2 protein-coding genes (1 of these 2 cut by a window edge) are annotated in these 12,444 nt (G+C 64.2%); both read left to right on the forward strand.

Annotation, left to right across the window (positions count from 1 at the left end):
- Positions 1 to 9,052, forward strand: the 3' portion of a protein-coding gene (locus AD663_RS08090; RefSeq protein ID WP_053213533.1) for a non-ribosomal peptide synthase/polyketide synthase. Its footprint begins 4,481 nt before the window's first position; only the last 9,052 of its 13,533 coding nucleotides appear in the window; its start codon lies off the left edge, out of view; its stop codon occupies positions 9,050 to 9,052.
- Entirely contained in the window at positions 9,049 to 12,273 is a 3,225-nt protein-coding gene (locus AD663_RS08095) for an amino acid adenylation domain-containing protein (RefSeq protein WP_053213534.1), read from the forward strand. Before AD663_RS08090 ends, AD663_RS08095 begins: the two co-directional genes overlap by 4 nt.
- Positions 12,274 to 12,444: the final 171 nt, after the last annotated feature.

Raw genomic sequence — 12,444 nt, forward strand, 5'->3', positions numbered from 1 at the left:
CGACAGCCCCGAAGGCCTGTACGCGGCCCTGACCTACGCCTCGGACCTGTTCGAGCCAGCCACCATCGAGCGCCTGGCCCGGCATTGGCTGAACCTGTTGCGAAACCTCGTGGCGGACGTGCAGCGTCCTGTGGCCCAGTGGACGTTATTGGCTGATGACGAGCGTCAGCACATGCTGATCGATTGGAACGCGACGGCGACTCGATTCCCGCTTGATCGCAGCGTGCAACAGTTGATCGAAGCGCAAGTGCGCCGGACCCCAGACGCCACTGCGCTGGTCTTCGGCGAGCAGCGCTTGAGCTTCGGCGAGTTGAATGCCCGGGCCAATCGTCTGGCGCACCGGCTGATCGACCGCGGCGTCGGCCCGGATGTGCTGGTGGGCATCGCCGCTGAACGCTCGGTTGAAATGGTGCTGGGGCTGCTGGCGATTCTCAAGGCCGGTGGTGCCTACGTCCCCCTGGATCCCGACTACCCACGGGATCGCCTGGCCTATATGTTCGAGGACAGCGGCATCGGTTTGCTGCTGACCCAGGGGCATCTGCTCGATCAATTGCCGATTCCGACGGGCATCGAAAGCCTGGTGCTGGATCTGCCTGACGACGGGCTGTACGCAGGCCGCGAGACCAATCCGGACGTCGAGGTCCACGGCGAAAACCTCGCTTACGTGATCTATACCTCCGGTTCAACCGGCAAGCCCAAGGGCGCGGGCAATCGTCATTCGGCCCTGGTCAACCGATTGTGCTGGATGCAACAGGCCTATGGGCTCGACGCCACGGACAGCGTGCTGCAGAAAACCCCATTCAGTTTCGACGTGTCGGTGTGGGAGTTCTTCTGGCCGCTGCTGACCGGCGCGACGCTGGTGGTGGCCGCGCCGGGTGCCCATCGCGATCCGGCGCAACTGATCGGGTTGATCCGCGCGCAGCGCATCACCACGCTGCACTTCGTGCCGTCGATGTTGCAGGCATTTGTGCAAGACCCGAACGCGGCCGAATGCACCTGCCTCAAACGCATCGTTTGCAGCGGCGAAGCGCTGCCGGTGGATGCCCAGCAGCAGGTGTTCGCCAAGCTGCCGAACGCCCATCTGTACAACCTCTACGGCCCGACCGAGGCCGCCATCGACGTGACCCATTGGACCTGCGTCGAGGAAGGCCGCGACAGCGTGCCCATCGGCCAGCCGATTGCCAACCTCAGCACTTACATCCTCGACGATGAACTGGCGCCGGTGCCGGTGGGCGTGATCGGCGAGCTTTACCTGGGAGGCGAGGGGCTGGCCCGCGGTTACCATCGGCGCGCCGCCCTGACGGCCGAGCGTTTCGTAACGGGCCCCTTTGGTCAGGGTCAGCGGCTGTATCGCACCGGGGATTTGGCGCGCTACCGCATCGATGGCGTGATCGAGTACGCCGGACGCACCGATCACCAAGTGAAAATACGTGGCCTGCGCATCGAGCTGGGTGAAATCGAAGCGCGCCTGGCCGAGCATGACGAGGTGCGCGAGACCGTGGTCATCGCCCAGGACGCTTCGTTGCTGGTGGCCTACGTGGTGCCGGCCCGCGCTGAAATCCTGGTCGCTGAAGACGCCGTTCGCCAGGCGTTGCAGAGCCGCCTCAAGGCGCATTTGAGCCAGTCCTTGCCCGACTACATGGTGCCTGCGCACTGGGTGTGGCTGGAAAACATGCCGATCAGCCCCAACGGCAAACTGGAGCGCAAGGCGTTGCCCAGGGCGGATATCAGCGCCAGTCCCAAGGCTTACCTCGCACCGCAGACGGCCATGGAACAGGCACTGGCCGATATCTGGACCGGCGTGCTCGGCCGAGCGCAAGTGGGCGTGGCTGACAACTTCTTCGAGCTCGGTGGCGACTCGATCATTTCCATTCAAGTGGTCAGCCGCGCCCGCCAGGCCGGCATCCATTTCAGCCCCAAGGATCTGTTCGTCCACCAGACCATCCAAGGCCTCGCCAGCGTGGCCGTCCTGGATGACAACCGTCCTCGCATCGACCAAGGCCCGGTGACCGGAAAAACGCCGTTGCTGCCGTTCCAGCAGTTGTTCTTCGAACGCGATATGACCGAGCCGCATCACTGGAACCAGTCAGTGTTGCTCAAGGGTTTGCGGCCGGTGCGTGCCGGGCATCTGGAGCAGGCGCTGAAGGCTTTGGTGGCTCATCACGATGCCTTGCGCCTGGCCTTCAAGCGCGAAGACGGGACCTGGGTGGCCCGACATCAAACCCTCGCCGAGCAGCAGGCGGCCTGGCAGCGTTCGCCGCTGTTGTGGACCGCCGAAGTGGCCGATGCCCAGGCGCTCGAACGCTTGGCCGAACAGGCCCAGCGCAGCCTGGCACCGGAAAGCGGCACGCTGTTGCGCGGGGTGTTGGCGAATCTCGCCGATGGCAGCCAACGGCTGTTGCTGGTGATCCATCACCTGGTGGTGGACGGTGTGTCCTGGCGCATTCTGCTGGAAGACCTGCAACAGGCTTACGAGCAGGTGCACGCTGGCCAGGCCGTGAACCTGCCGGCCAAGACCCATTCCACCCAAGCGTGGGCACAACGCTTGCAAAACCACGCTGGCAGTGCGGCGTTGCAAGGGCAGATGGCGTACTGGCAAGGGCAACTTGAAGGGGCTCGCCATGACTTGCCCTGCGACCGGCCCGAGGGCGAATTGCGCCGCAGTCACGGCGTGCAGGTGCAGACGCGCCTGGACCAGACCCAGACCCGTCGGCTCCTGCAACACGCGCCAGCGGCCTATCGCACCCAGGTCAACGACTTGCTGCTGACGGCACTGGCCCGGGTCATCGGCCGGTGGACCGGGGACGCCTCGACGTTGATCCAGTTGGAGGGCCATGGCCGCGAAGCCCTGTTCGATGACATCGACCTGAGCCGTAGCGTCGGCTGGTTCACCAGTCTGTTCCCGGTGCGGTTGACGCCCGCCGCCGAGCCTGGGGATTCGATCAAGGCCATCAAGGAGCAGTTGCGGGCGATACCCGACAAAGGCCTCGGGTTCGGCGTGTTGCGCTACCTCGGCGATGAGCCGACGCGGCGCTCCCTCGCGGAGCTGCCCGCGCCACGGATCACCTTCAACTACCTGGGACAATTCGACAGCGGCTTCGCCGATGACGTCGACGGCCTGTTCGTTCCGGCCAGCGAATCGGCGGGCGCGGCGCAAAGCCCCCTGGCGCCGCTGGACAACTGGTTGACCCTCAATGGCAGCGTCTATGGGGGTGAGTTGAGCGTCGACTGGACGTTCAGCGCACAGATGTTCGACAAGTCGACGATCCAGGCGCTGGCCACGGAATACGGTGAAGCGTTGCGGGCCTTGATCGAGCATTGCTGCCAGGCGCAACACCAGGGCTTCACACCGTCGGACTTCCCCCTGGCCGGGCTGACCCAGGCTCAACTGGACGCCTTGCCGCTGGCGCCGCGACAGGTCGAGGACATCTACCCGTTGTCGCCGATGCAGCAGGGCATGCTGTTCCACACGCTGTATGAGCAGCAGGCCGGCAACTACATCAATCAGTTGCGGGTGGACGTCGAAGGGCTGGACGTCGAGCGCTTCCGCGAGGCTTGGCAAGCAGCCATGGACGCCCATGACGTGTTGCGCAGCAGTTTCGTCTGGGAGGGTGACTTCAAGCGCGCCTTGCAAGTGGTGCACAAGCATTTGGACGTTGTGTTTGTATCCCATGACTGGCGCGCCAGGCCGCAGATGAACGAAGACCTCGAAGCCCTTGCCTTGGCGCAGCGGCAACAGGGTTTTGCACTGGATGCTGCGCCGCTGCTGCGACTGGTGGTGGTGCGCGTGGCAGCGGACCGTTATCACTTGATCTACACCAGCCATCACATCCTGATGGATGGCTGGAGCAACTCTCAATTGCTCGGCGAAGTGCTGCAACGCTACAGCGGCCAGACCCTGGCACGCCGCTGCGGGCGCTATCGGGACTACATCGACTGGCTGTCGCGCCAGGCACCCGGGGCCAGCGAGCCATTCTGGACGGCGCAACTGGCCGAACTGGACGAGCCGACGCTGCTGGCAGGTGCGTTTTCCCGGGGAAACCGCACCGATGCCAGCCATGGCCACGGCGAACACGAGCAACTGCTCGATGCCCAAGCCACGGCGCGGCTGCAGCGCTTTGCCCGTGAGCAGAAAGTCACGATCAACACGCTGGTGCAAGCGGCCTGGCAGTTGTTGCTGCAACGCTGCACCGGGCAATCCACCGTTGCCTTCGGCGCCACGGTGGCCGGACGCCCTGCGCACATCGCGGGCGTGGAGCAGCAGATCGGCCTGTTCATCAACACCTTGCCGGTCATCGGCCGCCCACAGGCAGAGCAGCCCGTCGGCCAGTGGCTGCAAGAGGTGCAGGGCCGCAACCTGAGCCTGCGCGAACACGAGCACACGCCGCTGTTCGATATCCAGCGCTGGGCCGGGCAGGGCGGAGCGGCGCTGTTCGACACGCTGCTTGTGTTCGAGAACTACCCGGTTTCACAGGCATTGCAACAAGGTGCGCCAGCCACGTTGCGCTTCGGCGAGGTGGTCAATCACGAGCAAACCAATTATCCGCTGACCTTGGCGGTGAACCTGGGGGAAACCCTGTCGCTGCTCTTGAGTTACAGCCATGACAGCTTCACCTCGGCCGATGTGATCCGTATCGGCGGGCACCTGCGTCATCTGCTGGAGCAACTGACCCTGGGGGGCGAGCGCTTGGTCGGGCAATTGTCACTGCTCGATGCTGAGCAGCAGCAGGTCCAGCAGGGTTGGAACGCCACGACAATCGACTACCCGCTCGATTGCGCTGTGCATCGACTGATTGAAGCCCAGGAGGGTAAAACCCCTGAGGCCTGTGCGCTGGTCTTTGGGAGCCAACGGTTGAGCTACGCCGACCTCAATGCCGAGGCCAACCGGCTCGCCGACGTGCTGATCGAACACGGCGTCGGGCCCGATGTGCTGGTGGGCATCGCCGTGGAGCGCTCGGTGGAAATGGTCGTCGGCCTGTTGGCGATTCTCAAGGCCGGTGGCGCCTACGTGCCGCTGGACCCGGACTATCCACAGGATCGCCTGGCCTACATGTTCGACGACAGCGGCATCGCCTTGCTGCTGACCCAGCGTCATTTGCTGGAGCAATTGCCGGTGCCGACGGGCCTGCGCAGCCTGGTACTGGATCAGCCAGGCGACTGGCTGGCCGGGCGCCGCGATGCCAATCCGGTGGTTGCAGTCGATGGCGAGAACCTCGCCTACGTGATTTACACCTCGGGCTCTACCGGCAAACCCAAAGGCGCGGGCAACCGCCATTCGGCGCTGGTCAATCGGCTGTCCTGGATGCAGGACGCCTATGGGTTGGAGGCGAGCGACAGGGTGTTGCAAAAGACGCCGTTCAGTTTCGACGTGTCGGTCTGGGAGTTCTTCTGGCCATTGCTGACCGGTTCGACCCTGGTCATGGCGCCGCCCGGTGCCCACCGCGACCCAACGCAGTTGATCGAGCTGATCACCGCGCAACAGATCAGCACCTTGCACTTCGTCCCCTCGATGCTGCAGGTATTCATGCAGGAGCCTACGGTCGGTCGTTGCCAGGGCCTGAAGCGGATCATCTGCAGTGGCGAAGCCCTGCCGGTGGATGCCCAGTTGCAGGTGTTCGCCAAACTGCCCGCCGCCGGCTTGTATAACTTGTACGGCCCCACCGAAGCGGCCATCGACGTGACACATTGGACCTGTGTCGACGAAGGCCGGGACGCGGTGCCGATTGGCCAGCCGATTGCCAACCTGAGCACGTTCATCCTGGACCAGAATCTGTCGCCGCTGCCGGTGGGAGTGACTGGCGAGCTGTACCTGGGCGGTGAAGGCTTGGCGCGGGGTTATCACCGTCGTCCAGCGTTGACCGCTGAGCGCTTCGTCACCAGCCCGTTCGGTGATGGCGCGCGCCTGTACCGCACCGGCGACCTGGCGCGCTACCGGGCCGATGGCGTGATCGAGTACGCCGGGCGCATGGACCATCAGGTGAAAATCCGCGGCCTGCGGATCGAGCTGGGCGAGATCGAAGCGCGCCTGGCCGAACATGCCGAGGTCCGCGAAGCTGTTGTGATCGCCCAGGACGGTAGCGTGCTGGTGGGGTATGTGGTGCCGGAATCCGCGGCGCTGTTGAACGCCGATGCCAGCGTCGGTCATGCCTTCGAGCAGACGTTGAAGGGCCAGGTGAGCCAGCATCTGCCGGACTACATGGTGCCGCAGCACTGGGTGCTGCTCGAGCGCATGCCGGTGAGCCCGAACGGCAAGCTCGATCGCAAGGCGCTGCCGCGTTTCGATGCGGACCAGTCCCACGGTTTCGTGATGCCCGAGGGCGAGCTGGAACAGCAGATCGCGTCCATCTGGCAGGAAGTACTGGAGCTCGAAAAGGTCGGTCGCAATGACCATTTCTTCGAGCGCGGCGGTCATTCATTGCTGGCGACCCAAGCCGTTTCGCGCCTGCGCGGGCTGACGAGTTATCCCCTGAGCCTGCGGGATCTGTTCAATCATCCACAGCTCAAGGCGCTGGCCAACCTGATGGGCGGGACCGCGGATGGACCGGTGCGGGCGAGCGATTCCCGCAGGGTTCGGCTCAAGGCCCATGGGCCACAGCGCTCGGCACCGTTGTCGTTGGTGCAGCGGCGCTTGTGGATTGCCGAACAGTTGTCCGGTGGCACGTCGGCCTATGGCATGCCCCTGGCGCTGCGCTTGTCTGGCGCGTTGTCGGTGGAGCATCTGCTGAGCAGCTTCGCCGACGTGGTGCGCCGCCATGACGTGATACGCACCGCGTATGTCCAGGACGACGAAGGCGATCCGGTAGCGCTGATTGCCGATGAGATCGAACAGGATTTCCCGCTGATCGATTTGTCGGGCCTCTCGCCCAGTGCCCAGCAGGAGGAGGTGGCCCGGGCGACGCTGGAAAACGCACGCACGCCGATTGACCTGCAACAGGCTCCGCTGTGGCGCGGGCGAATCCTGCACCTGGGGCCGACCGAACATGTGTTGCTGTACGCGATACACCACATCATCTCCGATGGCTGGTCGATGGGGTTGTTGATCAACGAACTGGTGCAGGTCTATGAAGCGTCCCTCGCGGGCAAGCCGATGCCGCTGCCACCGCTCCAGGTTCAGTACCAGGACTTCGCCTGGTGGCAACAGGCGCTGGAGGACCAGGGGGTGCTGGCGCGTCAGGCCGACTATTGGAAGCACCGGCTCGACGGGTACGACGGCCGCCTGAACCTGCCGTTGACCAGCCCTCGCGGGCAGACGGTGTCCTATGACGGCGATGCGCTGCGATTCCAGCTGTCCAGCGGGCTGACCGAGGCGTTGCGCCGCTTATCCAGCGAGGCCGGTGTCACGCTGTACAGCACGTTGCTGGCGTCCTTCCAGGTGCTGTTGCATCGAGTCTGCAACGCGGCAGACCTGGTCATTGGCGCCGACGTGGCCGGACGTGAACAGGCTGAACTCGAACACCTGATCGGCTTCTTCGTCAACGTGCTGCCATTGCGTTCGCGCTTTGATGCCGACGCTGCGTTCTCGGATTTCCTGGCGCAAACCCAGGACAACCTGCTTGGCGCGCTGGAGCACCAGGACCTGCCGTTCGACCAGATTGTCGAGGTGTCGGGCGTGCCGCGGCACAAGGGCATGAACCCGTTGCTCCAAGTGTTGTTTGTGATGAACAACGTGCCGGTGCGCACCCGCTCCATGGCGGGCTTGAGCGTGGAATCGCTACCGGCCCTGGAGACCCATTCTAAATTCGACATGGCACTGTTCGTTGACGAAGAAGAAGGGCAATTGCGCGGTAACTGGCAATTCGCCTCGACCTTGTTCGGACACGAGCGCATCCAGCAGCTGATCCAGGCCTGGACAGCCCTGTTGGAACAGATCGTCGTTGATCAGGACATTCAATTGGGAGCTATCTGCATGCCAGTCGAAAACCGGGCGGCAGCCGTCACGCCTGCCACCGTCCCCGGGCCCAAGGCCGACAAACTGGGCAAGTTCCTCAAGCGCGCCGCGACACCGGCCGCCGGGCCTCGTCCAGCGCGGGTGCGCGAATCGCTGGTGGCCGCGCCGCAACGCTTTCCGTTGATGCTGGAACCGGGCGAGCCGCACCTGGACGTCATCGAGTGGATCCAGCAGAACCGTGGGTTCATTGAGCAAAAGCTCGCCGAACACGCGGGCATCCTGTTTCGCGGTTTCGAGCTGGACGGTATCCAGGGTTTTGAAGCCTTCGCCGAAGCGATACAGCCCGGGCTTTATGGTCAGTACGGCGACCTGCCGAAGAAGGAAGGGGGCAAGAATACCTACCGCTCCACGCCGTACCCGGAGCGCAAGATGATCCTGTTCCACAACGAGAGCTCCCACCAGGACCGTTGGCCGCGCAAGCAGATGTTCTATTGCGAGCAAGCCGCGCCCGTGGGCGGCGCGACTCCGGTGGTGGATTGCCGCTTGATGTACGAGAAACTGCCGGCGGACCTTCGCGAGAAGTTCGAGGACAAAGGCCTGCTCTACGTGCGCACCTTCACCGCCAAGCTCGACGTGTCGTGGCAGCACTTCTTCAAGACTGAAGATCGCCGCGAAGTGGAGGCACGTTGCCGGGCGGGTGGCATCCAGTGGCGTTGGCTCGATAACGACGAGCTGCAAACCCGCACGCCGGGGCCCGCGATCATCACGCACCCGATCACCGGCGAAAAGTCATTCTTCAACCAGGTGCAGTTGCATCACATCTACTGGCTGGAGCCGGACGTACGGGAAGACCTGTTGTCGATGTTCGGCCTGGAGCGCATGCCACGGCATGTGTACTACGGCGACGGCACGCCGATTGAAGATGAGGTGATGCAGCGCATCGGCCAGTTGTACGAAGCCTGCGCGGTGCGTTTCGACTGGCACAAGGGCGACGTGATCCTGCTGGACAACATGCTGGTGGCCCACGCCCGCGACCCGTTCGAGGGGCCCCGCAAGATCGTGGTCGCCATGGGCGATATGTACGACCACAGCAGCCTTGAACGCATGCCTGCCGCCCGGCACACCGCCCAAGATGCACCCACTACCGAGGAAGCCGGAGCATGAACGAGGTCACCATGGACGCGAACGATCCGGGCTTCGCCCTGACACCCGAGCAACAAACAGCGCTTGAGCAACTGTCGAACACGGCGACGTGTGGCGAGGCATTGCGCTGGTTGCATGTGGTCATCGACGGTGACCTCGACCCGCAGCGTTTGCAGGTGGCGTTCGATACGCTACTGGCGCAGCAGCCGATGCTGCTGGCGCGGTTGGGCAAGGTTGCCGGTTTCCACGGGTTGCGCCAGGCCGCCGCCGGCTTCGGGCACTTTCCGCTGACGGTCCAGGCGCAGGCGCAACGGGCCGAGGAAATCCAGGCGCAGGTCGAGGAACTGACGGACCGCGCTTTTGTGCTCGGCGAATCGGCAAGCGTCCAGGCCGTGCTTTATCGACTGGGGCCACGGCAATGGCAGTTGGTGCTGGGCATCGCCCGCTTCAGCGTCGATGGGCAATCGCTGAATGTATTGCTCGAACAGCTCCAGCAAGCCTATGCCGGGGCACAGGCGTCGGAGGACGAAGTGCCAGGGGAGTTTGCCCAGTACCTGGAATGGCGCAGTGAAGTGGTGCTGGATGAAGACGCCGGCACCGCGCAGACCTATTGGCGGGAGCACTTGCAGAATGTGCAGGCGGACATCGCCACGCCGTGGTTGGCCGCGCGCAGTGCTGGCCATGAGGCAACGGTCGCCGACTCGTGCGTATCGCTGGCGCTGGAACCGGCGCAGCGCGACGCGTTGCAACGCCTGGCCGAGCAGCTCGGCCAGCCCCTTGCCACGTTGCTGCAAGGCGCCTGGTGGGTGTTGCTGGGACGCTTGAGCGGGGGTGAACAGGCGCTGGTCGGCGTGCGCCATGACAGTCGCGGCGACTACGACTATTTCGCCAATGCCGTGGGGGTGTTCGAAAAAAACCTGCCGCTGTGCGTTGCCTTGCCCGCCGTTGCATCCTTCAGCGAATGGCTGGGCACCCTGGCGGCTCGCCTCGATGATCACCGCACCTGGCAGGAATACTGGACGCCGGAATTGAGCCCTGACGCGGCGCGTCCGGCCTATGGCTTTACGATGGCCGAGGCGAGCCATACCCAGGCCAGTGGCGGTCTGAACTGGGCCGCGTCGGCGCCTGTTCAGGTCGATGGGTTCGAGTGCTTGTTGCAGGTCCAATTGGACGGTGTCCAGCAGCCTGCTGCGTTCAATGTGCATTACGCCAGTTCGCGTTATTCGCGAGCGTCCATCAACGCCGTGCTGGAGCAATACGGCGTGCTGTTGGCGTCGATCCTTGCGGCACCGCATGCTCAACTGGCACAGCTCAACCTGCTGGGCAGCGCCGAGAAACAGCGCTCGCTGGCGATCAACCCGCCGGTGCAGGCGCTGGCGGACAGTCGTTATTTGCCGCAACGCATCGCCGACTGGGCGATCCATACGCCGGACGCCATTGCCCTGACTGACGCCGACCAGCAGTTGAGCTATGGCCAGTTGCAAGCGCGGGTCGACAGCGTGGCCCAGGGCCTCCAGGACCAAGGGCTGGGCGCCGGGTCGATTGTCGCGCTGGCGTTGCCGCGTTCGGCGGAACTGGTGATTGCCATGTTGGCGAGCTGGCGCATCGGGGCGGCGTATCTGCCCCTCGATGTGCAGTGGCCCCAGGCGCGTCAGGCGTTGATGCTGGAGCAGGCCGGCGCCGCTGTGTTGCTGACCGATGCGGCGCAACTGCCGGCCTGGAACGATCAGCCATACAAGGTATTGACTGTTGCAGGGCTCAGTCAGTCGGCTGCGTCGTTGCCGCCTCTTGTCACTCAGGGCAACGACATTGCCTATGTGTTATTTACCTCCGGCTCCACCGGTGTGCCCAAGGGCGTGGTGATCGAGCATCGGCAGTTGCTCAACTACACCGCCCAGGTCAGCCAGGCGCTGGGGCTTGAGTGGTGCAAACACGTCGGTTTTACCTCTACCGTGGCGGCGGACTTGGGCAACACCACCTTGTTTGGCGGGTTGTTCAATGGCGTGACCTTGCACGTGGCCAGCGATGAACAGATGCAGGACGGCGCGTTGTTTGCCGACTACCTGCACCAGCACCAGATCGACTGCCTGAAGATCGTGCCGTCGCACCTCGCGGCGCTGCTGGACAGTGAGCGGGCGACCCTGCCGCGTACGCTGGTGCTGGGTGGCGAGCCAATCGCCGGGCCGTTGATCGAACGCATCGCCCGGCTGCGCAGCGATTGCCAGGTGTTCAACCACTACGGGCCGACCGAAGCCACGGTCGGGGTGATGATCCATCCCTTGGCACTGGACGGTACTGCCGACGATTGTTCGGCGCTGACCCAGGTGCTGGGCAACAACCAGGTCTACGTGCTTGACGCCGATCTGCGTTTGGCACCGGTGGGCATGCTGGGTGAGGTGTACCTGGGCGGTGCCCAGGTATGCCGGGGCTATGTGAATGTCGACACCGAGGGGCAAGCGTTCATCCAGAGTCCGTTTGATCCGGCCCAACGTCTCTATCGCAGCGGCGACCTGGCGCGCTATCGCCCGGACGGTGCGATCCAGCTGCACGGCCGGCGCGATCAGCAGGTGAAGGTGCGCGGGTTCCGGATCGAATTGGCGGAGATCGAGGCCGAGCTCCTGCGCGTGCCACAGGTTGCCGAAGCGCTGGTGCTGCCGGCTGCGGCGGCCGAGCAGGGGTTGTTGGCGTTTATCGTGGCGCAGCAAGGCACGTCGGCGGGCTTGCTTGACGCCGCGCGAGCCGAGCTGAGCGCCCGCTTGCCCAGTGTGATGCTGCCGCAGCACCTACAACTGATCGAACAGTTCCCGCGGCTGGCCAACGGCAAGATCGATCGCAAGGCGCTGCAGCTGTTGGCGAGTGCGACGGCGGACGATGAAGACACCGCACCGCGCGATGCGCTGGAACAATTGCTCGCCGCGCGCATGGCACAGTTGCTGGGGCAAGACCGACTGGGCATCGACCGCGACTTCTTCGCCGCCGGTGGGCATTCGTTGTTGGTGATCAAGTTGGTGGCCGGTATTCGCAAGTTGTTGCAGTGCGACATTCATCCGGGACTGGTTTTCGATCATCCGACCGTGGCCTCGCTGGCCCAGGCCTTGCGAGCGGTGGAGAGCAGCCCGGGGCAACTGGAAAAAATCGCCCAGGTGCGCTTGCGCATGGAAGCGATGAGCCCAGAGGAAAAAGCCCTGCTGGCCGAACAGGCTCGGCAGCTGCAAGCCGCCAGGGCGGCGCCGCTGGGCTGATTCAGAGGCGGGTCAAATCTTAAAAACCAAGCAGAACCCTGTGGCGAGGGAGCTTGCTCCCGCTGGGCTGCGCAGCAGTCCTGAAACCGGCTGCCGCTATTTGTCTGGCTCACCGCGTGAGGGCTTTTGGGGCTGCTGCGCAGCCCAGCGGGAGCAAGCTCCCTCGCCACA

It is taken from the genome of Pseudomonas sp. Q12-87 (assembly GCF_001269755.1).
Taxonomy (GTDB): Bacteria; Pseudomonadota; Gammaproteobacteria; order Pseudomonadales; family Pseudomonadaceae; genus Aquipseudomonas; species Aquipseudomonas fluorescens_S.

Coding starts and splice junctions, on each gene's coding strand:
- AD663_RS08095 (WP_053213534.1), top strand. CDS start 9,049: ATGAACGAGGTCACCATGGACGCGAACGATCCGGGCTTCGCCCTGACA.